We start from the raw sequence: 24,431 nt of genomic DNA, 5'->3' as shown, positions 1-24,431 counted from the left end.
GAGGAGGTTACATAATGACATGGATGAATGTGTTAGCCATGCTTGTATGGACAGGAGCAAGTGCTGTTCTTTTATTTGTACTTATGTGGATTGATTCTATTTTTACAAAATACAACGATTTAGCAGAAATTAAAAAAGGAAATATGGCTGTGACAACGCGCTTTACTATGAAGTTATTTGCGCAAGGTTATATTTTGTCACAATCGATTACGAAATCAAATGACTTATGGCAGGCACTCCTTGCGTCGGCTGTTTCATTCGTTATTTTATTAGTTGTCCAAATGTTTGTTGAACTGGTTTTGAAAAAAGCAGTTGGAGTAGATTTAGAAGAGGGAACAAAGGAAGGACATGTCGCACATGCTTTGTTAGCTGGCTCGTTACATATTGTCGGAGCCTTCATTTTAGCAGCTTGTCTATAACGAAAAAAGGAGGGGTAGACTATGAGTTTATTCAAACGTATTAAAAATATAATGAAAAGCCCAGAGCCTGTTAAACCAGAGAAGAGCCTATTAACGTTAGCACCTGGGGATATGATCGAAGTTTCATTAGTGATGTATGAATTGATCGGAAAAACAAGTATGCACTCTCGTAATGAAATAGTTTTAACATTACGAGACGGGAAAACAATTCGCTACTTAAAAATCGAAAACCGTGAAAGCACTTACTATAAGCTATATACACCAATTGATGGGCGATTGGATTCTATAAATGAGATTCCAACAACGATTGAAATGGATAATATAGAGTACCATATGGAGGAACAATATAACGGACGTGTTGTTGTGACGGGAAAAACACCGTTTGCTGTTTCAGATGAACAGTACGTGTGGGAATTTCAATCAGATAATCGAAAATTGCTTCGTATCGAATGGCAAGATGGACGCACAATGATGTATGAGGGAGAAACAATTCTTTCTGCGGATGTACAAATTATAAGGGCAACATAAGGAGGCGATAATCATGTCAAACCGATTGTTTACCATGATTAAATCGCTCGGTATCGCTATTTTTGTTATCGTTGGGATACTTCTAGTTGCTGGTTATATATTATTGGGAGGGGGAAATGAACAGTCTATTCAAGACCGCTACCCATTAGAATCTGTTGCAAAAGATGGTAAGCAAGAATCATATGTGTATAGGGCCGCCAATCGGTCAGTTCCAGATGTTGCGAAGGAACTGATTGATGAGAAAGAGCCAAAGCAATCGTCTAAAAAAGATGAAAACCAGATGTTCCTTGTCTATCCTGATAAACTATATAATATTCAAAAGGATAAGGAGAAGCCATCTGATACATTAATTGAAATAAGTAATAATGAGTATGTTCGCCAAAATTATCAACCATCCTTTTTAGAAGGATATATTATGGCGAGTATATTAAACGATATATTTGACTCACGAAAATCATATCATGGTGATTATCGTGGATATAACGACAGACAAAATCATAAATCGGTTACCCCAGAACGACCACCTACAAAAGAAGAAAAGAAAACACCGCCGCCTATTACAAAACAAGGTAAAGGCTCTATTATTAAAAGAAGCGATAAGGTTGATCCAAACACATCTGTAGGTGATACAGGGAAAATCACAGAAAAAGGAAGTAAACCGGTTTCACCATCTACGGAAGATAAAGGGAAAATCATTAAATCACCGGGTGGTTCCAGCGGTTCTGATGTACAGCCAAAATCATCAATTAAAACACCGCCAAAGAATACCTCTCCCCCTAAAACAAGTGTTGGTGGTTCAGGGAAAGTTACGAAGAGAAAGTAAAAGAAAGCCCAAGGAGCAGAGTAGATGCTTCTTGGGCTTTTTTGTGAGCATGATGATATAAGTAACAAATAAAATTACTTATATACCGCTATACCTTCTTTTCTTGTATATTCCGTTTCAATTTAAAAACCGACATAAAACCTCTCTTTTTAGGTGGGAGAGAGCATCTAGCCATGCATAGAAGCGGTCAGGGCCTTTTTCTGCCACATGCGAAGTGAAAACAGAAAGAGCAAACGAGTGCAGGTTACTTTTTATTCTACATAGCAGAGATTTAGATGTCGAAAAATTAAAATACCCATGTTCCATAAGTATGTGGAAAGTGGGGAAGAGCATAAGAGATTATGTGAATAGTAATTTAGTGAGATTCACGTACTTTTACAATTTTTTCACCTATAAATAGGAATTGTCCTCCGATAGCCAAAACCAGTATACCAGCTATTATATAAGGCAAAGTGATAGGGTCTATTCCTTTTTCTAAAAATATTCCATTTGTCATTGTCCCAATGGAACCTGAAAAATAATTAATAGAGCTAAGTAAAGCAATGGAAATAGTAGCATGATCTGGACTCATTTCTAAGAGTGTTTTTTGCTGGGTAGCTAGTGCCGCCCATCCTGTACTTCCCCAAAGAATTAAACAGACGGCTAACAATAACGCAGTTTCATGAAAAATTCCCATACATATAAATGAGAAAAACATGATTCCCATTAAGTACAGTAATATAATCTTTGGCTTCTTATAAAAGTCCATTATAAATCCAATGATAAAACTTCCAGCAATTCCACCGATTCCCCACATCCAAATAAACATGATAGATTTTTGGAATCCATATGCAATAATGATGGAATCTAAGTATGTATACAAGCCTAAGCTACAAAAGCTTAATATCATTGTAATAAACATGACAAGAGAAATTTTTTTGTTTTTGAACATACTTAGCCGCTCTTTTAATGTTGGCAAAGGGCTAGATTCTATCGTAGGGAACTTAGCGAAGAGAGCAAATATCCCGATTACTCCAATTGCGACGATAAACCACATCGCTATGCGCCATTTATAAATGGAAGCAATATATATACCGAATGGAACGCCAATTACGGTTCCAGCACTCATTCCAAGCAAAACGGTGCTGAGTGCTCTTCCTCGTCGTTTTTCAGAAACGAATGTAACAGCAGCAGCTGCCGCCAATGGTGAGTATAGGCCAGCACCTATACCGGCTAAGCCTCTAGAAATTAATAAAATCATAAAATGATGAGTCATAGCAGTTAGGAAGTTAGAGACTGTGAAAAGGAATAATGCCGCTAGTAATGTATGTTTCGTATTTGTTCTTCTCATACATGTAGCAAACAAAGGTGCAGCAATGGCATAACAGATTGTGAAGATGCTAACGGTTTGACCAGCAGTCCCAATCGAAACATGAAAATCATCAGCGATTTGAGGTAAGATTCCTGCCATTATATAAGCATCTACTCCTAGTGCGAACATCCCGAATGTTAATAAAAATATTTTATTCAATGTGAATCCTCCTTTTGATGAATTGTTCTCTTTTTATCGTAACGGGTATAATGAAATTAATGAAATTCATATTTTACATGAGAGGTATGAGTAAAATTCATGACGATAGCTAGATATGAAATTTTTCAAAAGGTAGTAGAGTTAGGTAATTTTACGAGAGCGGCAGAACAATTGAATATGACGCAATCAGCTGTTAGTCATGCGATTGCTAGTTTAGAAAAAGAGTTGGGATATCCTTTGTTGCACCGAAATAAGCAATCTGAAATTAGAAAAACTGAGTTTGCAAATCGTATTTCCCCTCATATTCAAAATGTATTGAAGAGTGAAGCGGCTATTAAACAAGAAGTATCTATGCAGAATAATCGATTGGAAGGCACATTGAAAATCGGGGCATTTACAAGTGCAGCAGCACAAATATTACCGTCTATGTTATTAGAACTTAAACAGAGTTACTCGGGTATTAAAGTTTTATTGTTTGAGGGGACATACAAGGAAGTAGTGGAATGGATTGATAACGGTACAGTTGATATAGGATTTGTTTTAGAAGCAAATACAAATAAACAAATAAAATCAATCCCAGTTAGCAAAGATGAAATCGTATTAGGATTACCGAAAAATCATCCGTTAACGAATCAAAAAATGGTGGATGTTCAGCAAATCGATGGAATGGATTTTATCATGCCGAAAGGTCCGTACCAGCCGTTAGTAATAAAAAATTTAGCTGATTACCAAGTACGTCCGAATATTATATTAGAAGTATTGAATTGCGAAACGATTGTTAATATGGTTTCGCAAAATATTGGGATTACAATGGGGCCTGAGTTATTTTTTAGATCACATAAAAATATTGAAATAAAAAAATTAAAGCAGAAACAATATCGGCACATTCATTTAGCGTTTAAAGAACGTTCGCCGATAATTGATGCCTTTTTAACATGTAATCAATTGTCGATTTAGTCCTAGGATTGTATAAGAAATGGATTGATCTCTTATCTAATTATATATACATCGATTAAAACCCCTCTTTTTAGGAGGGAGAGAGCATCTGGCCATGCATAGAATCGGTCAGTGCCTTTTTCTGCCACATGCGAAGTAAAAACAGAAAGAGCAAACGAGTGTGAGTTACTTTTTATTCTGCATCGCAGGGATTTAGATGTTGAAAAATTAAAATGGATTTATATAGAACCGACGAATCACCCTTTGGCAATTGAACAAAGGGTGGGAATTCCCCTACCAATGGTTAAGGAAATGAAAGAAATTATGATTCTGCATAGCTAGAAAGAAAGTGGCTGACCCAAAAGTACTATTTTAGGAAAGCCACTTTCTTTTTTGTTTATTTAAATTAACTAATAAAAAAACTAATCCCTGTTAAAATTACAGCGAACCCTAAAATAATGCCTACTACTTTAATATGACGCTTACGCCCCATCACAACGATCGCAATATACTCTCGAATCATCGCATTTGGCCAGTAGTAGAAAGCGGTTTTTGAACCAATCCCTTGGCTATTGAGACCAGCTTGTTTTGCATATAAGCCAGCACGGAACAGGTGGAAATTGTTTGTTGTAAAGATGCTCTTGTATTTGTCTTTTAATGAATCCATAATTTGTTTTGAGAAGAGCATGTTCTGGTACGTGTTTACAGAACGATTTTCTTGTATTGTATGTTCGATAGGAATCCCTTTTTCAACAGCATACATTTGCATCGCTTCCGCTTCAGGAAGATTCTCATCTGGGCCTTGTCCACCGGAGAAAATGATTGTAGGCGGAGAAGTAACAGCCGCTTGTTTCCAATAAAAGTCGATTGCTTTATTAATTCTACTCGCTAAAAGTGGTGGCACTTTATCATTAATTAATCCACTGCCAAGAACGATAATGAAGTCTTGATTGCGTCTTGGTCTATTGAATTGATATAGAAAATAAGCTGTTAAGAAAGTTGATAAGTGGAAAAAGAAATAGATCATAATCAAAAAGACTCCTGTAAAAATCGGCCGTAAATGAGGAGATAAAAATCGTAATGGGTCAAAGAGTGGGAATATGATACTGAGTAAAATACCTAGTCCAGCAATCAAAGTTAAACAGTTAGAAAGACGTCGACCTTCTTTTCTCATCAAAGTTCTTGCATTAAGAAACAATCCAATCATTAAAGCGAACATACCAAAGGTTAACATAAAGAAAATGATTAAAAATGGTATAATGGCAATAATTCTAAATATCGTATAATTTGAGCTGAAACCTAGATAAAGGGAAAGAATAAGAAATGAGTAAAAGAATAGGTTAAATAAAAATCCGACTATTAAACTTCGAGGATCTTTTAAATAAAAGAACAGAAAAATAGCAAGTAAAATAAGTGTAATGATTTCGAAAAACATAACTTCTGTAAGCACCTCAATTTGTATATGATTTTTACTGGTTTAATAAGTTCTGTTTCATTATATATGATATTTTTTAATATTGATAAAAAATGTCTATAAAAACAAATAAAGTAAAATTTTAAATTTTCTCAACGAAAAATATAGATAAATATGGTAAAATATATTTAAAGCGATATTATTAAAAGTAAAATGGTTTGGGACACTCTGTGGAGTGTCTTTTTTTCATTTCGACAACATATGACAAAATTGATATATATAATTTGTTATTATGTAAGAAAAAAACGAATAGCAACTTATAAATAAAGGAGACTTAGCAATGAATTTCAAAAAAATAATCATGACAGGTGCAATTGTCGCGACAACAACATTCACTTCTCTTGGAAATGTACAAGCAGAAATCAACCAATTCAAGGATGTTCCAAATCACCATTGGGCGTCTAAAGCGATTATGGATTTAGCAAATAAAAACATTGTTGCTGGATATGGAAATGGAATCTTTGGTTTAGGAGACGATGTTACTCGTGAGCAAGTTGCAGCTCTTATGTTCCGTCATTTTAAACCAGCTTTAAAAGAGGATTATAACAATCCTTATACAGATGTTAATGATCATTCAACTATGTTTAAGAAAGAAATTTTGGCTTTAACGGAAATGGGGATTTTTGCGGGAGACGATACAGGTGCTTTTAGACCGAAAGATTCTTTAACTCGTGAAGAAATGGCGCAAATTTTAACAAGAGCATTTCAACTAGAAGCAAAATCAGAAAACACTTTTTCAGATGTAGATAGAAAATCATGGGCAAATACTGCAATTAGTGCAGTACAGTCTAATTATATTACTGCTGGAACAGGAAATGGTATGTTTTCACCTAAGATGCATGTAAGCCGTGAGCAATATGTTCAATTCTTGTATAATGCAACGTTACCTTTGGAAGAAAGACCAGGAGCTACACCAGAAACGAAGCCTGAAGTTAAGCCAGAAAAAAAATATTTTGCTAACTGTAAAGAGGCAAATGCTGCTGGATATTATGATATTACACCAGATAGCCCGGCTTACGGTTCCCATTTAGATAAAGATGGTGACGGAATAGCCTGTGAGCGAAATAAAGGACGTAACAAGTAAGGAAAGGCACTCATTTGAGTGCTTTTTCTTTTTTTACGAAACAGGCTATTTTTTTAGGAACTCTTCATAAACTGAAAATAACATAATGAAAGTGAGTGATACGATGCCTGCAGTTATTGAGGGGATAATTATTGAAAACTGTAATGGAATGGCTAATTTAGGGGATAAATACAATGTACATCCGATATCGGCAGCGAAAACATATGCCGGTTCTGGAGCAGGCAATACAGGATTTACTGTGAATGCCTTTAATGGGATTAGTACGGCAGATGTGAATGACAACGATGGGAATGATCAAGGAATCCAGTTTTCGTTATAAGCTCAATATGTAAAATTGCATAGAATTTGTGTATATGTTATATGATACAATCTTGATGAAAGCTGCTAGTAATTCTTCTTTGTCACAGATGTTAAATTGGAAACTTAACATCTTATCGAAAAACATACGTGTAAGCAAAAAAAGACACTCGTTTAGGAGTGTCTTTTTTCATTCTAGTGATACCCTTTAGCAGAGTCTTTATGAATTTTATCTTTAAAGATTGTGTAGCTCCATAGTTGATATCCAATAACGATTGGTACCATGACCATTGCCACAAAGAACATAATTTTTAAGTTTAATTCACTACCTGCTGCTTGGTATAACGTTGTACTATAAGCGTCGTTAATACGTGATGGCAGCATTCTTGGGAACATGCCTGCAAATCCAGTTGCCATAAACAGAGCAATTGTTAAGCAGACAGATGTAAATGCGAAACCGATTTTATGTTTGTATACCATAACGATTGCTACAACACTCATCAACATTGCAAGTGCAGGAATGATAAATAGTACTGGATATTCCGTAAAGTTTTGGAATAAGTTTGTACGGTTTGCAGTTGCCACATAGAAGATAGCTAAAATAATAGCAGCTACCATAGAAAATGGTTTTGCAATTTTATAAGCACGATCGGATACTTCACCAGTCGTTTTAATCATAACCCAAAGTGCACCGGATACGACGAAGATTGCTGTGAAGAAGAGACCGCCTAAAATACCATAATGATTTAATAAGCTAAGTAATGTTCCTTCATAACCATCTTTTCCGATTTGCAGTCCATAGTATAGGTTTGCAAATGTAACACCGAATAAGAAGGCGATCAGGAAGCTACCAATTGAAAATGCCCATTTACAAACACTTTGCCAAATTGGTGAATCATCCTTATGCATAAATTCAAGCCCAGCTGCACGAGCGAAAAGAGCAAGTAATACTAAAAATAACGGTGTATATAAGTAGCTAAACATATTTGCATATGTGATTGGGAAGGCAGCGAATGTTGCACCGCCCGCTGTAATTAACCATACTTCGTTACCGCCCCAGAATGGGCCGATTGCTTCTTGCATTTGATTTCGTTCTTTTCGGTCTTTCGTAACGAACGGGAAAATCATTCCGTTACCAAGTGCATAACCGTCGAGAATAAAGTAAACCGTCCAAATCACGCCCCATAAACCAAACCAAATGACTGCAAGCATATCATGAGACATGAGCTGCACCTCCCTTAGTAGGTTCTTCTAAAGCTGCTGGTCCTTTTTTAGCAAACTTCAGCATCAGGTATACATCGGCAATTAAAAGCAATGTATAGAACAATACTAAACTAAGTAATGAGAACCAAATTTGCGGTACAGAAATCGGTGAGACAGATTCAGCTGTACGCATCAATTTGTATACTGTCCATGGCTGACGACCAGCTTCAGCAACGATCCATCCAGCGTTAATCGCAATGTATGGAAGTAATACAGACCACATTGTAATTTTTAAGAAACGTTTTGAGTTTTCTAGTTTTCCTTTACGGCTTAAATAGAAACCAAACCATGTAAGTGCCATAAAGAATGTGCCAAGTACAACCATTAAACGGAAGCTGTAATAAACTAGATTTACGTTTGGACGTTCGTCCTTTGGAATATCTTTTAAACCGACGATTTTTCCATCAAATGAATTTGTATAGAAGAAGCTGCCGAGTTTTGGAATTGTTAATGCTTCGAAGTTCTTCTCATTTTTTACATCAGGGAATTGAATAATGGAGAACCCTTTTCCTTCCCCAGTTTCCCAAACAGCTTCCATTGCTGCACCTTTTGCAGGTTGCATTTTCGCTGCGAAAGCACCGGATTCGTGACCGATGAAAGGTGTGGCCGTTGCTGCGAATAAACCAAGTATTAAACCAAACTTAAATGATTTTTTGAAGAATTCTACATCGTTTTTGCGTAATAAATGGTAAGCGCTAATTGCCATAACGAAGAATGAACCAACGATATAACAAGCAACAACAGTATGGAAGAACATATGCCATGCGTATGGATTTGTAATTAGTGCCCAAAAGTCATTTAATTCAGCACGGCCGTTACGTACCACGTAGCCAACTGGGTTTTGCATGAAACCGTTCGCTGTAATAATCCAAAGAGCGGAAATGTTTGTTCCAAGTGCAACCATCCACATAGAAAAAGCACGGAACTTTGGTGAGATTTTATCTTTACCGAATAACCAAATTCCCATGAAAGTAGATTCTAAGAAGAAAGCAACAAGTGCTTCTATTGCGAGTGGTGATCCGAAGATATCCCCCATATATTTTGAGTACTCTGACCAGTTTGTCCCAAATTGGAACTCCATTGTAATACCGGTTATGATACCCATTACGAAGTTTATCGTAAATAGCTTACCCCAGAAATTCGCCATTTTCCGATAAGTCGGATTTAATGTACGTGCGTATTGTGTTTCCATACACGCTACTAAAATAACAAGTCCGATTGTCAAAGGTACAAATAAAAAGTGATAAAAAACAGTAATTGCAAATTGAAAACGACTCAGTAACAGAACGTCGGACATAATAAAGTTTCACTCCTTTTTAACATTATCTACATTTAGTTTATAGTGGAAACGTGAGAAAAGTATGGGAGAGTTGTTACAGAGCTGTGTGTATATTATGAAAGAATTATGTCGGTTGTCTGAAAAATATAAAATTACGATAAAGTAATATACTTTTGGTATTTTTTAGAGTTTGATACACTGAATGTATAACGTAAATGAGAGAAAAGAGGTTTTTTACTATGAAGTCATTAGAAGAGATTTTGCAGTACAATGAAAAATTCGTTGAAGAGAAAAAATATGAGGAGTATGAAGCAGGGAAATTTCCAAACAAAAAAATGGTGATTATTTCCTGTATGGATACTCGCCTTGTTGAATTACTGCCAAAGGCAATGAATATGCGTAATGGCGATGTGAAAATTATTAAAGTAGCAGGCGCTGTTATTTCCCATCCATTTGGTAGTATTATGCGTAGTATTTTAGTTGCTGTATATGAACTTGGTGCAGATGAAGTATGCGTTGTTGGTCATCATGACTGCGGTATGGCAAAAATAGAGGCGAGCAGTACAATTGAAAAAATGAAAGAGCGCGGTGTAACGGAAGAGAAATTAGATACACTTCGCTATTCTGGAATCAATTTAGAAAGATTTTTACAAGGATTCTCTAGCGTTGAAGAAAGTGTAGAGCACAGCGTTTCAATACTTCGTAACCATCCGTTACTTCCAGCAGAAGTACCTGTTCATGGTCTTGTTATTCATCCTGAGACAGGAAAATTAGATCTAGTTATGAATGGCTACGAAGCTTAATGCTTATGCTCTTTTTCCTTTTTCTCCGGGACGGGATCGAATCCTCCTGGATGAAAAGGATGACATTTTAATATGCGTTTTAATGTGAGCCAAAATCCTTTGAAAGCACCGTGCTTCTGGAATGCTTCTAATCCATAATGTGAGCATGTTGGATGGAAGCGACATGTAGGTGGCGTCATCGGGGAAATAAACTTTTGATAAAAGCGTATGATGCCAATAAAAATCTGTTTCATAACGGTCTCCTTCTCAGCATATTCTTCTATTATTATAGCACGAACGCACATAATACTTTACTAATGTGGAATTCCGTTATATCATATTGGATATAACGGAATTAAAATTAAAGCGGGAGAGATGTTTTATGCCATCAGTAGAAAGCTTTGAATTAGATCATACGATTGTAAAGGCACCTTATGTAAGACATTGTGGTGTTCATAAAGTAGGTAGTGACGGTATTGTTAATAAATTCGATATTCGTTTTTGCCAACCAAACAAACAAGCGATGAAACCAGATGTCATTCATACGTTAGAACATTTATTAGCATTTAATTTACGTAAATATATTGATCGTTATCCGCATTTTGATATTATCGATATTTCACCAATGGGCTGTCAAACAGGGTATTACCTTGTTGTAAGTGGAACACCAACAGTTCGTGAAGTAATTGATTTATTAGAGCTTACATTAAAAGATGCGGTTCAAATTACAGAAATTCCAGCTGCAAACGAAACGCAGTGCGGTCAAGCGAAGCTTCATGATTTAGAAGGAGCGAAACGCTTGATGAACTTCTGGTTAAGCCAGGATAAAGATGATCTTGAAAAAGTATTTGGATAAAAGATGAGGAAGCTGCCTGTGAAAGGGTAGCTTTTTTAGTCGTTGTACATGTTATATGGTATCGAAGCGTTGATATTTGGCAAAACTCATTCTCTCCTTTAATATCGTTTCAAATTTATTGCTCCGCTATAATACATATTCTGTTAATCCTTCGTTTTTTTTTTGACAGAGTTTCCCCACATTTTTAGTATTAGTTTAAAAAACCAATAAAACACAAAAAAGTTGAAGAAAAAACCCAATGGATTAAACCAAAATTCCCATCTACCATAATAAGTGAAATTTTCTGCAGGTATACCGAAGTGAAGAAAATCATCATTATTTTCTCCTGTTGTAGGTATAAAGGCAAAAACAATAGCAAAAATCAGGCTTATAAAATACAACTTCTTTTTGGTTGAATCTATTCTTCTGTGGCTTACTAAATGCCATGTTATTAAGAGTACCATCCCTAAAAAGAAAAGTATTACTCCCATTTGACACCCCCACACTTATTTTTACGTTATCGTGATAGTTTGAAATTTTCGAATCCTCTATTATAAATATGAAATGACATGTAATTTAATTTTCATTTTTTTGAATTTTAATCTTTTGTTTATTTTCAACCATAAAAGTACCAAGGAACTTGACAGTATTTTTAGACCTTCAGTAATAAGTGGATATCGTAACAAGTCATTTTTTAAACATTGAAATTAGGATAAGAAAATAGAAAGGTAATTGATGAAATTGCAAAAGAAATTGTGCAATATGTAAGAAACGAGGAACCCCTGTTTATTGAACTGAAACAGGGGATTTTTTATTAAGACAGGTGCGCGATTATAGCCTATTAGATGAGAATTTGCTTTTTTAAATGGTATAATATGGTTTTGTGATTTTGTTAAAAGGATGAGGAGGATGTAAATGAGTACTATATATACAAGGAGGAAAACAAAAAAAACAAAAGTAGCTATACTATTGCTTTCTGTACTTGTAATTATAATTGGTTTTGGATATTGGAAATTTTTTAGTTTGCAAGGTGTTCCAAAAGGAGAGTTGATTCACACTGTGAAATCTCCAGATGGAAAACACCTCATTAAAACATATTTTCATAATGCGGGATCATTAAGTGCGGATGCTGTTAGGGGTGAATTAGTTAACCTCCATTCAAATTCTGCAAAAAATATATATTGGAATTATCCAGATACAGATCCCTATATTGAATGGATAGATAATGATAGAGTTAGAATTGGGGATCAAACGTTACATATTTCAAAGAACGAAACGTATGATTGGCGTGAAGATCCTAAGCATATTAGAGAGCTTCCTAAACAATTTGGTCAATAAATGAGTAAATATGGGAGTATTGTTCCTATTTAGCAACAATATTCGATATCATAATGAAAAACATAAGAGCAGAAATACCAAAATACGGAATGCTCATTGACTTTCGTCCTGCTTTTATCTCATTCATCCCGATAAGGATAAATGTACAGCTTAAACCAAGTTGTATGTAAGGAATGAGCGCGAAGTTATTGGTAGACAGAGAATAGATACAAAGGGCGAGAGTGAGAAGAACGAAGAAAATACTTAATCTAGCTAACATTGTATTCCTCCTTTTATTTGTTATGCAAGGAGTGTCCACTTCTTTATTTTACATAATTTTGTAATTGTTGAAAACAATAGAAAGTAAAAGGGTGAAAGAAGGGCGCTATATGGATAATAAGAAAACTTACTATATATCAGTAGGAAACGGTCAAATTTCGCAGGTGAAAACGGCGGATACATATAACTTTGAAATCCACGCGAATGATGAGGAAATTATTCAGCTTCGGGAGTATTTTGATCAAGCATACCGTGAAGATCTCGGCTCTTTTGTGCGTTCTCATGTTCCGTTTGTTGAGTATCATCATGATTCTAATAATGACCGTTACGATGAACAACTGCAGAAAGCATATAAGATGATTTATGATTTAGGAAATCATGAAACGAAAGAATTAGTCGCGCAAATGGGAATAATCAATGGATTATAGTTGGATAACATTAGGCAGAAAAGCGAGAATATGCTACAATTTGTGGTAGGAAAAACTTGTAACCATCAATAGGGGAGTAATGGCATGTACAAATTTAAAGATTATTACCACAATACTGTACAATTATCGTTTGAACGTTATCCATTTTCTCCTGAGCCAAAGCATGTTTGGGTTGTATGCCGGTACGGGGATCAATGGTTATTAACGCATCATTTGCGCCGCGGTCTTGAATTTCCAGGTGGTAAAGTAGAAATTGGGGAAACACCGGAAGAAGCGGCAGTTCGAGAGGTTCATGAAGAAACTGGCGGGATTGTTTCTAATTTAACTTACTTAGGACAATATAAAGTATCTGGAAAAGACAAAATAATCATTAAAAACATTTATTTCGCAACAATTAGTGCAGTTGAAGAACATACACACTATGAGGAAACGAAAGGGTCTGTTTTATTAGAAGAGATTCCAGCTAACATTAAAAACGATAGGAAATTTAGCTTTATTATGCGCGATGATGTATTAGCGCGTACGATGAAACATATAGAAGAAATCGGCTGTTTTACGAAATAAAGTGGCCGATTTCTTTTTGTTTAGCGATGTAAAAGAAAAGATGCCTATATTGGAATTGTTAGAGTACAGATTCCATATAGGCAGTCGTGATAGGAAAATTAAAGTAATTGAATATCTCTTCTTCCCAATTGGTAATGGATTTAATTAGTGCTTTAAAATAGGGAAACAATTCTTTTGGAACATCTTTAAGCCAATTTTTATAAAAAAATATAAAGTTGAACTATAAAAATAACTCATCAGTTACCATAGAAGAATTTCATATTATACGTCATTATCCTCTAAGCGTTTTTTTCGTAAATAGTAAACAAAAGAAAAAGGGATGAGAAAACAAACAAAAACCACACTTCCTGCGAGTAAGGCTTCACTATTACTACTGTGATCTGGACCGAACTTTGCCAGAAGTGCAAAAACAGTGCCAACCAATGCTGTAAGGATGACAATTCGGTAATAGGGACCTGGCTTTTTCTGGTGATGTGCATTATCATACACATCAACGTTAATTTTGAGATTCAGCCAAGTAAAAACAACAACAGTAAGCATAAGTACTTCCCATAATGGATTAGTTCTAGCTTCCATAATTCCTTTTGTTATCACCTCATAAAGTAAAATGGCAAATATCCCTATCGTTTGAACAATAAAGGCAATCCGAATGTTTTTCAAATTTTGCATTTGCAATCGTTCATCTTTAATCTTCTTCATATATCTACTCCTCCTTGCCAATCCAAAATATTTCATCCAACGTCTTATTCACTACATAACAAATCTCTAAGCACAATTTTAGCGTGGGATTATATGTGCCTTTTTCAATCAAGCTAATGGTCTGCCGAGTGACACCTACTTTTTCGGCCAATTGTTGTTGTGTTAAGTCTGCTTGAACACGAGCTATCTTTACTTTATTTCTCACCTATATGATCTCTCCTCAACTTTATTGTAACATATAAATTACATAGTGACATATATAAATTGCATATTGGGCGTTAATTCTCTAAGGCATTGCTATGTGAATTTCTGTTTTATTTATTACGCATGAAGACTTATCTTGCTATTCGCGGGCAATAATACTCCCACCTCAAAATTCAGTGAAAGTATCGAGGGAGATGACTTCATACGTATTTGCACAGAATAGGATCCGGCAACAGGAGAAAAAGTAGGCTGGAGCGACCGTTTATGGGGCGTCGGAATGATGGGGCTCACATTTACCGGACTATTAAAATTTATAGCCAAAGGTTCAAAATTAGTGAAATTTGGTAAGGAAGCAATAGCTACCTTTCAGCCGATGAAACATGTCGTAAATCCAAAAGTCATTGGCGGAATGATACAAGGAGCCTATAACGCAATTGATCGATTTTCAACGAGTGTGATGCATTACATGAATCTTATCATGCGAAGTCATAAATATTTTCATTGTTTAAAACAACTTTTGGATATTTTTCTAAATTAAGGTGTAAGTATATCTTTACATTTTTTGGAGAGCCATATACAATTCGATGTAAAGATATCTTTACTTTTATAGGGGGAAGAATATGACACAATCAAAAGAAACGATCGTCTCCATTTCAATGGTAAAGTTAAATATTTATTTATTAATTTTAACAATTGCAATGATACTTGGAGTTGGTTTTTTGCATGTGTTTCTTTTTAAAGAGCTTAACTTAACCATTACGTTACCTATAATGATTTTTTTAATTGTTGCAATGATTGTTCTTATTTGTATTCATGAAGCACTACATTTAATCGGATTTCGTTATATTGGAGGAGTGCCCTGGAGTGAATTAGCGTGGGGTATAAATTTAAAATTAGGTGTTGCTTACGCTCATTCTAAAAAGCCGATTACAGTGGAGCATATGAAAAAGGCTTTATTGCTTCCGCTTGTACCAACAGGGATTTTGCCATTAGTCATTGGAGTTGTGTTGAATTTTCCAGCTTTATCGTTTCTTGGTGTGTTATTAACGGCGGGTTGTATAGGAGACTTAGTCTTATATCAAAAATTATTAAAATTCCCGAATGATGCGATGGTTATTGATCACCCAAGTAAACCGCAGTTTACGGTGTATGAATGAAGAGAGGACATATCTTATGAATATGTCCTCTTTTTATATATGAGATAGTACCTCTATCAAATCCTCAACCACATGAGGATACTCAAAATCTCTCCAAAGATTACCGCCGATCTAACAAAGTTCCATCTAAATTAAATAGTGCAGCACGAATCATACTTTCTCTCCCTTCTATAAATAAAAACCCTTCCTAGAAATAAGTATCGCATATTTTTAAGAAAATGCTTATGATATCTTTGTAGAATAGAATGGCGGAGGTTGTTATGGGGAAGCGGTATGGAAAGTTAGTATGTTTTATTATGGCGATTAGTTTTATAGCGGGATGCAGTAAAGAGGTAGAAGTCGCCGAAAGGAAAGACGTATGTGAAACAGAAGAAGAATGTACGAGAATTGGGGATAAGATGATTCAAAAGGTACATAAAAAGATGAAAAGTCTGTCTCAGCTTGAGGAACCAGAGGGAAATGTAGAAGGATCAGAAGAAAGCACTGAAGGGAATTCTGCAAATGTAGACAATATAGAGGAAGCTGAAAAAAAGAAAAATGATGAGGAAAACTATTTCTTTTTAGCGTCCTATTATATTAATGATGAAGATATTATAGATCCTTATTTTGAAAAACTAGATAAGAAGCGTTTAAATAAAGTGTTCGCTGATGATCAAGAAGCAAAGAAAGAAATCATTAAGCAGCATGAGGATATAGATTATCACAAAACCTTATGGGACATTTATCGTACGTTAATGCCATCTAAGTACCGACAGAATATAACAGAGTTTGATATTGTGACAGATGGATATGATGGAATTGTTGCCCATGTGACTCCTAATATGGATAATCCAAAAGATTGGGTGTTAAGTTTAGATACGCTTGATTCAAGTGTGAATATAGATGAAGTGATAAAGACGTTAATTCATGAGACGGCTCACGTATTGACGCTTAGTGATAAACAAATTCCAGTCGATAAAAAGTATTTACAGGCATTTGAAGAGGAGAAAGATATTTCATCTTATCAAAGTAAATGTAAAACCCTTTTCTTACAAGAAGGGTGCGCGAAGGCAGATTCATATATTAATCAATTTTATGATTCTTTCTGGAAACCAATTGAGCAGGAATGGAAAGAAAAACAAATTGAAACAAATGAAGATGCACAAATACAATTTTTTGAAGAGAAGCACGATCAATTTGTTTCTGAGTACGGAACAACGAATGTAGCAGAAGATATTGCAGATACATTTACAGCATTCATTTTACAAGATTCAAAGAAAGTGAAAGAAGGAACAGAACTGAAGTATAAAAAAATTGCTTTCTTCTATCAATTTCCTGAGCTTGTAAAAATGAGAGCAGAAGTATTATCTGGATTATATGAGATTTCAAAGAAAGTAAAAGAATAGTAAGTTGAAAAAGAAGCTGACCCCTGGCATGCTGTTTGGAGTCAGCTTTTTTTTCGTTTTCCTATCATTAGTTTCTCAAATCCTTCCACAAATACATACATAAGAGTGGCAAGGACACATGTCAGTAGCACACTCAGCAGTACGAGTGTAAAGTTAAAGACTTGAAATCCGTAGCTAATTAAATAACCAAGCCCTTGTTTAGAGACGAGGAGTTCTCCGAAAATAACTCCAACCCAGGATAATCCAACGTTTACCTTTAGTGTTGAAATAATTGCTGGGAAGGAAGATGGTAAAATAACTTGCCTATAGCACTGCCATTTATTTGCACCAAACGTATCCATTACTTTTAAATAGTTAGAATCAACTTCTTGAAAGGCACTGTAAATAACGAGAATGGTAATGATAATGGAGATAATTACACCCATTGCGATAGAAGATGAAATGTTTGGACCAAAAATAACGATAATAATTGGGCCGAGTGCTACTTTTGGCATGGCATTTAGGACAACAAGGTATGGGTCTAATACGCGAGCTAAGAGAGGTACCCACCAAAGAATGGTTGCGATGATTGTTCCAAGGACTGTGCCGAGGATAAAGCCGCCCCCTGTTTCAAGCAGTGTCGTCCAGATGTGAATCCAAAGAGATCCGTCTCCCCATTTACTTAGAAACAATCCCCAAATGCTAGAAGGAGAGCTAAAGAGTAAAGGATCAATCCATTCTTGCTTACTAGAGATTTCCCATAATGCAAAGAAGAGAATAAGAAGCAGCAATTGTAAGAGCCGAGCAATCCATGTGCGCTGTCGTTCTTTTTTTCGAAACTGTGCGTGTAATTGTTTTATATTATCCAAGGCGTTCCAGCTCCTTCCATATGTCTTGAAAAAGGGCTGGAAAGTCAGGATGATGCCGTGCTGCTAATGGAGATAAGGAGCGAATACTTTCTGGGACGATAAAAGTCTTCGCAATTTTTCCAGGGTTAGCTTGAAGCAAGTAAATCCGATCACTCATCGCAATGGCCTCTTCCATATCATGTGTAACGAGTAGCGATGTTTTCTTATACGTTTGTAATAATGAGAAGACGAGCTCTTCTAATTTTAATTTCGTTTGATAATCAAGTGCTGAAAATGGTTCATCCAGCAAAAGGATTTTCGGATTTGTTGCGAGTGTTCGAACGAGTGCAGCGCGCTGGCGCATACCACCAGAGAGTTCACGTGGGGATTGTTTTTCCACCCCTTGTAAACCAACTTGTTTTAAAAGCTGTAATGTATATTCTTTCGTTTCTTCTCTGTACATTTTTGTAATGTGCAGTCCCAGCATGATATTTTCTTCAATTGTTTTCCAAGGAAACAAGTAATCTTGCTGGAGCATATACCCCATGGAAGAAGTCGATTTTTTCACTGGCTCATCTTCTAAAAAGACGATGCCTTCAATTGGTTTTAACAGTCCTGCGATAATAGAAAGAAGCGTTGTTTTTCCGCAGCCACTTGGGCCAAGAAAGGAAACAAATTCTCCTTCTTCTACGTGTAAGTTCATATCCTTTAAAACGAGCCGAGCATCGTCCTTTGCAAAAAAGCAGTGGGAAACGTTACGTATTTGTAAGAAACTCATCGTATTCGCCTCTATTTCTTGATAACGCTTTCAGCGATTTTTGTATTGACGAGTGCATCGTGTGGAACTTCTTTTTGTAATTCTCCAGCTTCTTTCATAATTGTTTGCAATTGTTTCCATTCTTCCTCATCTAATAGTGGATTTGTTGCATAAGAATGCTGTTTTTTGTAGCGATCAATTACTTTTACCGTAATATCTTTTGAAGTGTCTTTAAAAAGCGGGGTAACAGCGTCGGCAATTTCTTCTGGGCTATGTGTATCGACCCATTGTTGTGATTTATATAAGGCACGTGTAAATTTTTCAGCCGCAGCTTTATCTTTCTTCAAAAAGCTTTCTTTTGCCATAAATGTTGTGTAAGGAACAGTTCCTGATTGCATCCCAAAAGAAGCAACGATATAACCTTTTCCTTCTTTTTCAAAGATGCTCGCTGTTGGTTCAAAGAGCTGAACAAACTCTCCTGTGCCGGATGCAAAGGCATTGGCAATATTCGCAAACTCGATGTTTTGAATTAAATTTGTATCCTTATGAGGATCAATTCCATTTTTCTTCAAAACGTATTCTCCAACCATTTGCGGCATACCGCCTTTACGCTGACCAAGGAAAGTAACGCCTTTGACATCGTTCCAATTAAAAGAGTCTAATTTTTTACGTGAAACTAAAAAGGTACCATCTGTTTGTGTAAGCTGTGCAAAATTAATAACCGGATCTTTTGCTCCTTGCTGGTGAACATAAATGGATGTTTCAGAACCGACGAGTGCAATATCAATTCCGCCAGATAACAGTGCAGTCATCGTTTTATCGCCACCAGCTGTTGTTTGTAAGTCAATGTCTAGACCTTCATCTTTAAAAAATCCTTTCTCAATCCCAACATATAACGGTGCGTAAAAGAGGGAATGTGTTACTTCACCAATGTGAATTTTTTGTGTTTGCTGCTTTGTGTTCTCCTTTTTACTACAAGCGACAAACGTAAAAACAGTAAGTACAAGTATACAGAAAACAGCTATGAATTTTTTCAATACAAGACACCTCCTAGAAATCAATCTACTGACATAATATGTAGGTAAGTGCCTAGATGTGAGTGGACATAGAAGGAATTTTTTGGATCATAAAGAAGTACAAATATAAGGGGTGATAAAAATGAAGTATGAATATGATGACATGCATTTACATCTCGATTATTTCGGAGATGAGTACGATGTGGAATCGATTGCGTATAAAAGAAAACAAGAAGATGTATGGGATGTCTTTTTCAACTTTGCTTTTTATGGGATTACGCCAACTGGGGTGCAGGAAAATGAATGGATGGATGACTATTCCGGGTATCGTGTTTTTTCTGTACATGCTAATGATTTAAGCTGGGAATTTGGCAGTGCTAAGTTTGAAGAATGGCTTTTGAAGCACCGTATATTAGAAAAGACAATGCAGAAATAGGGAGGCGTTTCGTGGGCGATTTTCTGATTTTGTTACTTATATTTGTAATAGGCTGTATGATATTACAGTCCCTTTCTTACCGCTTCGCAAAGAAGAATATCCATAAATATAAGGAAATGAAACTTATGCATATTTGGTTAGATATGCATATAAAGAAAGGCCCTAAATTAGATTTTGGTGATTATACATTCATCGTGATTGTATGCATCATATGGAAAATTTGGCTTCTTCCTCTCATTCAATAGTGGATAGCAGTAAAAAAGTTTAAGTTATCCAAACTACTTTTAACTAGTTACTATATACATCAATTAAAAAAACGATATAAAACCCCCTTTTTAGGTGGGAGAGAACATCTGGCCATCAGGGCCTTTTTCTACCACATGCGAAGTAAAAACAGAAAGAGCAAACGAGTGTATGTAGGTTACCTTTTATTCTGCATAGCAGGGATTTAGGTGTCGAAAAATTAAAATGGATTTATATAGTATGAAACATCCTATCATTTTTCCCCTTCATTGAAGAATTACAGGATGCACTAGAGTTCATGGCTTATATTTTCCCCTCAATTTATAATATGGACCTGTTAACACAGTCTTTAAATGGTATCTTTAGCGGTGAAAATATGAAAGCGAGCTTAGAGCACTCTCGTAAAAATAGATTTTCTACAACTACAGTTAAGTCTAATAAGGAAATACATCCTTTGGAACAATGAAAAGGATGTATTCCCTTATTGAAGTTTGTCTCATTTTCCTCATGCTATGCATAGCATGGGGAAAATGAGACTGAACATAATATATTCTATTACATATAAAAAATGAAATTATCGTAAAAAGAGGTTGTCCGGAAATGGACAACCTCTTTTGAATTCATATATTACGCGCGGTTTGTTCCTAAAAATGGAAGCTTTGTTGTAACATAAACTAATCCGTATGCAAGAATTAAGCACATAAGAGGATTAATGAAGAATCCGTAGCGGTTAATCGCTAGGAATAAATTTGAGAATATGATGTAGATAACACAACTAGCTACTAACATCATTACGCGCTTATGTTTAAATGAGTTCAGCATGAAGCAGAAACTACTTAAGAATGTACCGATAATAAAGACTCTATGACAAAGCTGCATAAAGTTATGAATGCGGTATTGATCTACAGCAGGAGCCGTTTTGAATAACTCGATTGTTTTCCCGAGAGTAAACCAAGAGAACCAATACGTGAAATCTGTCTTAAATCCATTTTTGATTAATTCTTTCGCATACGCACCTTTATCTGTAAATCCATTTGCTTTCATTTGGTTTACTACGTTTTCGTAACCAATTTTGTTAAATGGATCTGCGCCGGCAATTAATGGGTCAGCACCTTGTGTTGAGAACAAAATAAATTGATGGAGTGCTAAATAGTTACGAACGACCCATGCACCAATGATAAAGAATGGCCCAATAAACCATAACAGGCCGATTTTAATAGAGTCCTTGAATCCATATGTAAACAAGACAACAAGAACAGGAATCAGCAGCATCGGAGCCGGATTTGGACGGAACATGAGTAAAATAGATACAACAACTCCGAACCATATATGGAATTTCACTTTATTGTACTTCCACGCAAGAACAAATACATACACACTTAAGCACAAGAGGAACATCGAAGGAACTTCTGTTAATAATGTACGGAAGTATGTATAGTTACTTGGATAAATAGCGTATAAAATACTTGCAACAATTCCATAAATATTCTTTTCAAATAACTCTTTTCCGATTAAAAATACTAATAGTACTGTACCGAGATTGAGCAACATGTTAATGATAGTTGCTACGTAGTAGTAAGGAATATGTGTTACGTCAGAAATGATCATTGCGCCAGCTAATAATAGCGGTTGACCAGGTGTTATGTATGCATTTTTCCCAGGTACTTCACTAGGCTCTAAATATACATAACCAAATACACCATGTTTTAATAACTGTTCAGCTGTTAACGAATAGTTAAATGCATCGTTCGCGCCATATGTTACTTTTACTAGCTCTCCATCTAATCCTGGTTGTTTTACTAAACAAAAAACGTGCAGGAGAAAAGAAAGCGCCAAAATTACATATACCGCTTTAGGCAAACTTTTAAACTTGGCTAACAAAAATAAGCATCTCCTTTGTTCATTACTTTTGTATTTATTTCGTGATAAAGTCCTAACATCATTAAGCCTATCCAAAACATAATTGCATTATATCATAAAGTGAAACTTCCATCAGCGAGGTTTTACAGTAATGCCCTGTGAAACAAATTTCAACCATATTTTAAGGAATACTTAAGAAGCCATATGTATAATAGAGGCGCGTATGGAGACGAAATGGTAAGTCCTATCTATTTCTCAAACCTTGTGTTTGATTATGCGGGATTAAATAAATCACCGTTTTATCAATTCTTATCGAAGTTACATCAAGAAATCCCAGTACTCAGAGATGAACTAAAGATAAATCAAGATGGAAAAGTAATAAAAAATTTAAGCGACAAGCAAAAAGCAAAAAGAAATGTTGAGTCAATATAAACTACTTCAATATGATTTATTGGTAGGAAAGCAATATAGTAAAGAGATGTTATTCTGGCAGAATATTGTGTATATAAAAAGAACTTGTAGATAGGCTACAAGTTCTTTTTTCAGTATATTCATAACGGGGTATAACTAGACAAGCTGGATCAATCAGGGAGTATTACTTGTAAATTTAGTATAAACCAAATTGTAACCGTTTTATCAATCTATTTGTGAGAATTATGTGAATTTTGGAATGGTCAATCTTTTTTATAATTACAGATGATTTTGTATTCGGGATAAAATAGAGTAGTGATTCGGCAAAATTCGACAATTAGATATCTATATATCTGTTATCCTAGGTAAGTTCGTTATGTTTAACAGCTATATAGGGAGGATTTTACATGTCAAAAAAGCTATTTTTACTTTTGCTGAGCAGCTTATGTGCAGTGAGTTTAACAGCATGCAAAGGTGCGGATAATCAAGCAAAAGCAACAGAGAAGACAGAACAAAAAGAAGATGTTAAAAAAGCAGAAGAAGTTAAGCAGGCAGAAAAAGCAAAACAAGAGGAAGAAGCAAAGAAAGCAGAAGAATTAAAGAAACAACAAGAGAGCAGTACATATGAGGAAATTCCTGTAGAAGAGCGTGAGAACTATACGCCAAATGCGACTGAAAATAAAGTACAGAACGCTGCATTAGTTAATGATGCGAGTACACAAGTTGCAGATGAGAAGCGTAAAATGAATCAAAATCGTGTTGTAAATGCAACTGTTGTGAAAAATATAGATGGCGACACATTAAAGGTGAAATTAGAAAACGGTAAAGAAGAAACAGTACGTTTTCTTCTTGTTGATACACCTGAAACAAAACATCCCCGTTTAGGTGTACAACCATTTGGGCCTGAAGCAAGCGCATTTACAAAAAAATATGCAAGTGTAGGCAAGCAAATTCAGCTTGAATTAGATGTAAGTGAGCGTGAAAAGTACGGTCGTTTATTAGCGTATGTATGGGTAGATGGGCAAATGTTAAATCGTATGCTAATTGATCAAGGATTGGCTCGTGTTGCATATGTATATGCACCAAATACGAAGTATATAGATTATTTAAGAGAAGCACAGAAAAAAGCACAAGCTGCTAAAAAAGGAATTTGGAGCGTTGAAAATTACGCAACTGATAGTGGCTTTGACAAAAGCAAGGCACCAAAGCCAGCTGAGAAAAAGCAGGAAGCTGTAGCCACTGCGCCGAAGCAAGAACAGCAACAACCGGTGCAACCGAAACCAGAACAAAAGCAGGAACAAAAACAACCTGTACAGCAACAACCTAATGAAAACTTACCACAAGAAAGCGGTCAATTCAAAAGTTGTAAAGAAGCAAAAGCTGCTGGGTTTTCAAACATTCCAAAGGGACATCCGGCATATTCTGCTAAGTTAGATCGTGATGGAGATGGGATTGCTTGTGATAAATAAAATAAAAAGAATTTGCTGAGGAGGCAAATTCTTTTTATTTTATAATGAAATTGGATAAATGAAGTTAACTTTTCCTTATTATTCGATATTTTTGTGGTAAAACGTTGTAAGCGTTTATTATAATAATGAAAGTTAGTAGCAAGATTATG

31 protein-coding genes and 1 pseudogene are annotated in these 24,431 nt (G+C 35.5%); 18 read left to right on the top strand and 14 right to left on the bottom strand.

The features are described 5' to 3' along the window. Nucleotides 1-14 precede the first annotated feature (14 nt). The 3 genes from ACIQ7L_RS09550 to ACIQ7L_RS09540 are packed head-to-tail and all read left to right on the top strand — an operon-like array spanning nucleotide 15 to nucleotide 1,770. Entirely contained in the window at nucleotides 15-419 is a 405-nt protein-coding gene (locus tag ACIQ7L_RS09550) for a DUF350 domain-containing protein (protein ID WP_400568532.1), read from the top strand. A 21-nt stretch (nucleotides 420-440) separates the two neighbouring features. Continuing rightward, on the top strand, nucleotides 441-947 hold the full coding sequence (locus ACIQ7L_RS09545; RefSeq protein WP_097898532.1) for a DUF4178 domain-containing protein: 507 nt from the start codon (nucleotides 441-443) through the stop codon (nucleotides 945-947). A gap of 13 nt (nucleotides 948-960) precedes the next feature. Continuing rightward, complete coding sequence (locus ACIQ7L_RS09540; RefSeq protein WP_400568530.1) at nucleotides 961-1,770, top strand: DUF4247 domain-containing protein; 810 nt, start codon at nucleotides 961-963, stop codon at nucleotides 1,768-1,770. 355 nt (nucleotides 1,771-2,125) lie between these two features. Here ACIQ7L_RS09540 and ACIQ7L_RS09535 read toward each other — a convergent pair whose 3' ends face one another. Further along, on the bottom strand, nucleotides 2,126-3,280 hold the full coding sequence (locus ACIQ7L_RS09535; protein ID WP_400568529.1) for an MFS transporter: 1,155 nt from the start codon (nucleotides 3,278-3,280) through the stop codon (nucleotides 2,126-2,128). A gap of 99 nt (nucleotides 3,281-3,379) precedes the next feature. Between ACIQ7L_RS09535 and ACIQ7L_RS09530 the strand changes: the two genes are divergently transcribed. Then, complete coding sequence (locus ACIQ7L_RS09530) at nucleotides 3,380-4,237, top strand: LysR family transcriptional regulator (RefSeq protein WP_400568528.1); 858 nt, start codon at nucleotides 3,380-3,382, stop codon at nucleotides 4,235-4,237. 385 nt (nucleotides 4,238-4,622) lie between these two features. Here the strand turns inward: ACIQ7L_RS09530 and ACIQ7L_RS09525 are convergent, their stop codons facing one another. Continuing rightward, nucleotides 4,623-5,651, bottom strand: a complete 1,029-nt coding sequence (locus tag ACIQ7L_RS09525) for a YdcF family protein (protein ID WP_400568526.1) — start codon at nucleotides 5,649-5,651, stop codon at nucleotides 4,623-4,625. A gap of 319 nt (nucleotides 5,652-5,970) precedes the next feature. On the opposite strand from ACIQ7L_RS09525, the gene ACIQ7L_RS09520 reads away from it, so the two are divergent. Both ACIQ7L_RS09520 and ACIQ7L_RS09515 read left to right on the top strand, forming a co-directional pair. Beyond that, nucleotides 5,971-6,774 (top strand): S-layer homology domain-containing protein, encoded by an 804-nt coding sequence (locus tag ACIQ7L_RS09520; RefSeq protein ID WP_400568524.1) that lies wholly within the window; start codon nucleotides 5,971-5,973, stop codon nucleotides 6,772-6,774. A gap of 85 nt (nucleotides 6,775-6,859) precedes the next feature. After that, nucleotides 6,860-7,093, top strand: coding sequence for a spore germination protein (locus ACIQ7L_RS09515; protein WP_400568522.1), 234 nt, complete (start codon nucleotides 6,860-6,862; stop codon nucleotides 7,091-7,093). Between the two features lie 173 nt (nucleotides 7,094-7,266). Here the strand turns inward: ACIQ7L_RS09515 and cydB are convergent, their stop codons facing one another. Continuing rightward, nucleotides 7,267-8,295, bottom strand: coding sequence for a cytochrome d ubiquinol oxidase subunit II (cydB, locus tag ACIQ7L_RS09510; RefSeq protein WP_400568520.1), 1,029 nt, complete (start codon nucleotides 8,293-8,295; stop codon nucleotides 7,267-7,269). After that, on the bottom strand, nucleotides 8,285-9,631 hold the full coding sequence (locus tag ACIQ7L_RS09505) for a cytochrome ubiquinol oxidase subunit I (protein ID WP_400568518.1): 1,347 nt from the start codon (nucleotides 9,629-9,631) through the stop codon (nucleotides 8,285-8,287). Before ACIQ7L_RS09505 ends, cydB begins: the two co-directional genes overlap by 11 nt. Nucleotides 9,632-9,852: 221 nt before the next feature. On the opposite strand from ACIQ7L_RS09505, the gene ACIQ7L_RS09500 reads away from it, so the two are divergent. After that, nucleotides 9,853-10,416, top strand: a complete 564-nt coding sequence (locus tag ACIQ7L_RS09500; RefSeq protein WP_400568516.1) for a beta-class carbonic anhydrase — start codon at nucleotides 9,853-9,855, stop codon at nucleotides 10,414-10,416. Here ACIQ7L_RS09500 and yidD read toward each other — a convergent pair. Next, a complete protein-coding gene (gene yidD / locus ACIQ7L_RS09495) occupies nucleotides 10,413-10,649 on the bottom strand; it encodes a membrane protein insertion efficiency factor YidD (protein WP_205684579.1) in 237 nt (78 codons plus the stop codon). The two genes, ACIQ7L_RS09500 and yidD, sit on opposite strands and share 4 nt — an antisense overlap. Nucleotides 10,650-10,777: 128 nt before the next feature. Between yidD and luxS the strand changes: the two genes are divergently transcribed. Continuing rightward, a complete protein-coding gene (gene luxS, locus ACIQ7L_RS09490; RefSeq protein ID WP_003201393.1) occupies nucleotides 10,778-11,251 on the top strand; it encodes an S-ribosylhomocysteine lyase LuxS in 474 nt (157 codons plus the stop codon). Nucleotides 11,252-11,394: 143 nt separating this feature from the next. Here the strand turns inward: luxS and ACIQ7L_RS09485 are convergent, their stop codons facing one another. Continuing rightward, nucleotides 11,395-11,721 (bottom strand): hypothetical protein, encoded by a 327-nt coding sequence (locus tag ACIQ7L_RS09485; protein ID WP_400568513.1) that lies wholly within the window; start codon nucleotides 11,719-11,721, stop codon nucleotides 11,395-11,397. 424 nt (nucleotides 11,722-12,145) lie between these two features. Here ACIQ7L_RS09485 and ACIQ7L_RS09480 point away from each other — a divergent pair, with 424 nt between their 5' ends. After that, complete coding sequence (locus ACIQ7L_RS09480; protein WP_400568511.1) at nucleotides 12,146-12,568, top strand: DUF5412 domain-containing protein; 423 nt, start codon at nucleotides 12,146-12,148, stop codon at nucleotides 12,566-12,568. A 25-nt stretch (nucleotides 12,569-12,593) separates the two neighbouring features. Here the strand turns inward: ACIQ7L_RS09480 and ACIQ7L_RS09475 are convergent, their stop codons facing one another. Continuing rightward, nucleotides 12,594-12,827 (bottom strand): hypothetical protein, encoded by a 234-nt coding sequence (locus ACIQ7L_RS09475; protein WP_400568509.1) that lies wholly within the window; start codon nucleotides 12,825-12,827, stop codon nucleotides 12,594-12,596. A gap of 109 nt (nucleotides 12,828-12,936) precedes the next feature. On the opposite strand from ACIQ7L_RS09475, the gene ACIQ7L_RS09470 reads away from it, so the two are divergent. Together ACIQ7L_RS09470 and mutTA are read left to right on the top strand one after the other, a co-directional pair. Continuing rightward, nucleotides 12,937-13,254 carry a hydrolase gene (locus ACIQ7L_RS09470; RefSeq protein WP_097898549.1) on the top strand — a complete coding sequence of 106 codons (318 nt, stop codon included), beginning with the start codon at nucleotides 12,937-12,939 and terminating at the stop codon, nucleotides 13,252-13,254. A gap of 84 nt (nucleotides 13,255-13,338) precedes the next feature. Further along, nucleotides 13,339-13,818 (top strand): antimutator 8-oxo-(dGTP/GTP)ase, encoded by a 480-nt coding sequence (gene mutTA / locus ACIQ7L_RS09465; RefSeq protein WP_400568507.1) that lies wholly within the window; start codon nucleotides 13,339-13,341, stop codon nucleotides 13,816-13,818. Between the two features lie 58 nt (nucleotides 13,819-13,876). Here mutTA and ACIQ7L_RS09460 read toward each other — a convergent pair whose 3' ends face one another. The 3 genes from ACIQ7L_RS09460 to ACIQ7L_RS09450 are packed head-to-tail and all read right to left on the bottom strand — an operon-like array spanning nucleotide 13,877 to nucleotide 14,722. Then, complete coding sequence (locus ACIQ7L_RS09460; RefSeq protein WP_400568623.1) at nucleotides 13,877-14,029, bottom strand: transposase; 153 nt, start codon at nucleotides 14,027-14,029, stop codon at nucleotides 13,877-13,879. 50 nt (nucleotides 14,030-14,079) lie between these two features. Next, nucleotides 14,080-14,517 carry a hypothetical protein gene (locus ACIQ7L_RS09455; RefSeq protein ID WP_400568505.1) on the bottom strand — a complete coding sequence of 146 codons (438 nt, stop codon included), beginning with the start codon at nucleotides 14,515-14,517 and terminating at the stop codon, nucleotides 14,080-14,082. Between the two features lie 4 nt (nucleotides 14,518-14,521). Then, the gene (locus ACIQ7L_RS09450) at nucleotides 14,522-14,722 is read right to left on the bottom strand and encodes a helix-turn-helix transcriptional regulator (protein WP_400568503.1); all 201 of its coding nucleotides are present in this window, start codon (nucleotides 14,720-14,722) and stop codon (nucleotides 14,522-14,524) included. Nucleotides 14,723-14,998: 276 nt separating this feature from the next. Here ACIQ7L_RS09450 and ACIQ7L_RS09445 point away from each other — a divergent pair, with 276 nt between their 5' ends. The 3 genes from ACIQ7L_RS09445 to ACIQ7L_RS09435 all read left to right on the top strand — a co-directional run bounded on the left by ACIQ7L_RS09445 (nucleotide 14,999) and on the right by ACIQ7L_RS09435 (nucleotide 17,263). Next, entirely contained in the window at nucleotides 14,999-15,259 is a 261-nt protein-coding gene (locus ACIQ7L_RS09445) for a hypothetical protein (RefSeq protein WP_400568501.1), read from the top strand. Nucleotides 15,260-15,341: 82 nt separating this feature from the next. Continuing rightward, nucleotides 15,342-15,878 (top strand): DUF3267 domain-containing protein, encoded by a 537-nt coding sequence (locus tag ACIQ7L_RS09440; protein WP_400568500.1) that lies wholly within the window; start codon nucleotides 15,342-15,344, stop codon nucleotides 15,876-15,878. 260 nt (nucleotides 15,879-16,138) lie between these two features. Continuing rightward, on the top strand, nucleotides 16,139-17,263 hold the full coding sequence (locus ACIQ7L_RS09435) for a recombinase family protein (protein ID WP_400568498.1): 1,125 nt from the start codon (nucleotides 16,139-16,141) through the stop codon (nucleotides 17,261-17,263). A gap of 41 nt (nucleotides 17,264-17,304) precedes the next feature. On the opposite strand, the gene ACIQ7L_RS09430 is transcribed toward ACIQ7L_RS09435, so the two are convergent. The 3 genes from ACIQ7L_RS09430 to ACIQ7L_RS09420 are packed head-to-tail and all read right to left on the bottom strand — an operon-like array spanning nucleotide 17,305 to nucleotide 19,884. Next, nucleotides 17,305-18,111, bottom strand: coding sequence for an ABC transporter permease (locus ACIQ7L_RS09430; RefSeq protein WP_400568496.1), 807 nt, complete (start codon nucleotides 18,109-18,111; stop codon nucleotides 17,305-17,307). Then, a complete protein-coding gene (locus ACIQ7L_RS09425; protein ID WP_400568494.1) occupies nucleotides 18,104-18,868 on the bottom strand; it encodes an ABC transporter ATP-binding protein in 765 nt (254 codons plus the stop codon). Before ACIQ7L_RS09425 ends, ACIQ7L_RS09430 begins: the two co-directional genes overlap by 8 nt. Before the next feature lie 11 nt (nucleotides 18,869-18,879). Next, the gene (locus ACIQ7L_RS09420) at nucleotides 18,880-19,884 is read right to left on the bottom strand and encodes an ABC transporter substrate-binding protein (protein WP_400568492.1); all 1,005 of its coding nucleotides are present in this window, start codon (nucleotides 19,882-19,884) and stop codon (nucleotides 18,880-18,882) included. Between the two features lie 121 nt (nucleotides 19,885-20,005). On the opposite strand from ACIQ7L_RS09420, the gene ACIQ7L_RS09415 reads away from it, so the two are divergent. Both ACIQ7L_RS09415 and ACIQ7L_RS09410 read left to right on the top strand, forming a co-directional pair. Continuing rightward, nucleotides 20,006-20,299, top strand: a complete 294-nt coding sequence (locus ACIQ7L_RS09415; protein WP_400568490.1) for a DUF3986 family protein — start codon at nucleotides 20,006-20,008, stop codon at nucleotides 20,297-20,299. 11 nt (nucleotides 20,300-20,310) lie between these two features. Further along, complete coding sequence (locus tag ACIQ7L_RS09410; protein ID WP_400568488.1) at nucleotides 20,311-20,544, top strand: hypothetical protein; 234 nt, start codon at nucleotides 20,311-20,313, stop codon at nucleotides 20,542-20,544. Nucleotides 20,545-21,169: 625 nt separating this feature from the next. Here the strand turns inward: ACIQ7L_RS09410 and ACIQ7L_RS09405 are convergent. Beyond that, nucleotides 21,170-22,423, bottom strand: coding sequence for a glycosyltransferase family 39 protein (locus tag ACIQ7L_RS09405; protein WP_400568486.1), 1,254 nt, complete (start codon nucleotides 22,421-22,423; stop codon nucleotides 21,170-21,172). Between the two features lie 213 nt (nucleotides 22,424-22,636). On the opposite strand from ACIQ7L_RS09405, the pseudogene ACIQ7L_RS09400 reads away from it, so the two are divergent. Together ACIQ7L_RS09400 and ACIQ7L_RS09395 are read left to right on the top strand one after the other, a co-directional pair. Beyond that, nucleotides 22,637-22,928 (top strand): annotated as a pseudogene (locus ACIQ7L_RS09400) (hypothetical protein); the annotation flags it as partial. Between the two features lie 292 nt (nucleotides 22,929-23,220). Then, nucleotides 23,221-24,282: a thermonuclease family protein gene (locus ACIQ7L_RS09395; protein ID WP_400568484.1), complete on the top strand. Its 1,062-nt coding sequence runs from the start codon at nucleotides 23,221-23,223 to the stop codon at nucleotides 24,280-24,282. Nucleotides 24,283-24,431 lie beyond the last annotated feature (149 nt).

The organism is Bacillus sp. NPDC094106 (genome assembly GCF_044764345.1).
Classification (GTDB): Bacteria; Bacillota; Bacilli; order Bacillales; family Bacillaceae_G; genus Bacillus_A.
Note: the sequence above shows the minus strand (reverse complement) of the source record. Positions and strands in the feature narration are given on the sequence as shown.

Excerpts from the sequence above, each read along its gene's own strand:
- cydB (WP_400568520.1), bottom strand. The coding sequence starts at position 8,295 with ATGTCTCATGATATGCTTGCAGTCATTTGGTTTGGTTTATGGGGCGTG.
- ACIQ7L_RS09540 (WP_400568530.1), top strand. The coding sequence starts at position 961 with ATGTCAAACCGATTGTTTACCATGATTAAATCGCTCGGTATCGCTATT.
- ACIQ7L_RS09530 (WP_400568528.1), top strand. The coding sequence starts at position 3,380 with ATGACGATAGCTAGATATGAAATTTTTCAAAAGGTAGTAGAGTTAGGT.
- mutTA (WP_400568507.1), top strand. The coding sequence starts at position 13,339 with ATGTACAAATTTAAAGATTATTACCACAATACTGTACAATTATCGTTT.
- ACIQ7L_RS09500 (WP_400568516.1), top strand. The coding sequence starts at position 9,853 with ATGAAGTCATTAGAAGAGATTTTGCAGTACAATGAAAAATTCGTTGAA.
- ACIQ7L_RS09475 (WP_400568509.1), bottom strand. The coding sequence starts at position 12,827 with ATGTTAGCTAGATTAAGTATTTTCTTCGTTCTTCTCACTCTCGCCCTT.
- ACIQ7L_RS09440 (WP_400568500.1), top strand. The coding sequence starts at position 15,342 with ATGACACAATCAAAAGAAACGATCGTCTCCATTTCAATGGTAAAGTTA.
- ACIQ7L_RS09415 (WP_400568490.1), top strand. The coding sequence starts at position 20,006 with ATGAAGTATGAATATGATGACATGCATTTACATCTCGATTATTTCGGA.
- ACIQ7L_RS09435 (WP_400568498.1), top strand. The coding sequence starts at position 16,139 with ATGGGGAAGCGGTATGGAAAGTTAGTATGTTTTATTATGGCGATTAGT.
- luxS (WP_003201393.1), top strand. The coding sequence starts at position 10,778 with ATGCCATCAGTAGAAAGCTTTGAATTAGATCATACGATTGTAAAGGCA.
- ACIQ7L_RS09455 (WP_400568505.1), bottom strand. The coding sequence starts at position 14,517 with ATGAAGAAGATTAAAGATGAACGATTGCAAATGCAAAATTTGAAAAAC.
- ACIQ7L_RS09550 (WP_400568532.1), top strand. The coding sequence starts at position 15 with ATGACATGGATGAATGTGTTAGCCATGCTTGTATGGACAGGAGCAAGT.
- ACIQ7L_RS09445 (WP_400568501.1), top strand. The coding sequence starts at position 14,999 with ATGATGGGGCTCACATTTACCGGACTATTAAAATTTATAGCCAAAGGT.
- ACIQ7L_RS09470 (WP_097898549.1), top strand. The coding sequence starts at position 12,937 with ATGGATAATAAGAAAACTTACTATATATCAGTAGGAAACGGTCAAATT.
- ACIQ7L_RS09545 (WP_097898532.1), top strand. The coding sequence starts at position 441 with ATGAGTTTATTCAAACGTATTAAAAATATAATGAAAAGCCCAGAGCCT.
- ACIQ7L_RS09520 (WP_400568524.1), top strand. The coding sequence starts at position 5,971 with ATGAATTTCAAAAAAATAATCATGACAGGTGCAATTGTCGCGACAACA.
- ACIQ7L_RS09425 (WP_400568494.1), bottom strand. The coding sequence starts at position 18,868 with ATGAGTTTCTTACAAATACGTAACGTTTCCCACTGCTTTTTTGCAAAG.
- ACIQ7L_RS09525 (WP_400568526.1), bottom strand. The coding sequence starts at position 5,651 with ATGTTTTTCGAAATCATTACACTTATTTTACTTGCTATTTTTCTGTTC.
- ACIQ7L_RS09505 (WP_400568518.1), bottom strand. The coding sequence starts at position 9,631 with ATGTCCGACGTTCTGTTACTGAGTCGTTTTCAATTTGCAATTACTGTT.
- ACIQ7L_RS09485 (WP_400568513.1), bottom strand. The coding sequence starts at position 11,721 with ATGGGAGTAATACTTTTCTTTTTAGGGATGGTACTCTTAATAACATGG.
- ACIQ7L_RS09515 (WP_400568522.1), top strand. The coding sequence starts at position 6,860 with ATGAAAGTGAGTGATACGATGCCTGCAGTTATTGAGGGGATAATTATT.
- ACIQ7L_RS09480 (WP_400568511.1), top strand. The coding sequence starts at position 12,146 with ATGAGTACTATATATACAAGGAGGAAAACAAAAAAAACAAAAGTAGCT.
- ACIQ7L_RS09395 (WP_400568484.1), top strand. The coding sequence starts at position 23,221 with ATGTCAAAAAAGCTATTTTTACTTTTGCTGAGCAGCTTATGTGCAGTG.
- yidD (WP_205684579.1), bottom strand. The coding sequence starts at position 10,649 with ATGAAACAGATTTTTATTGGCATCATACGCTTTTATCAAAAGTTTATT.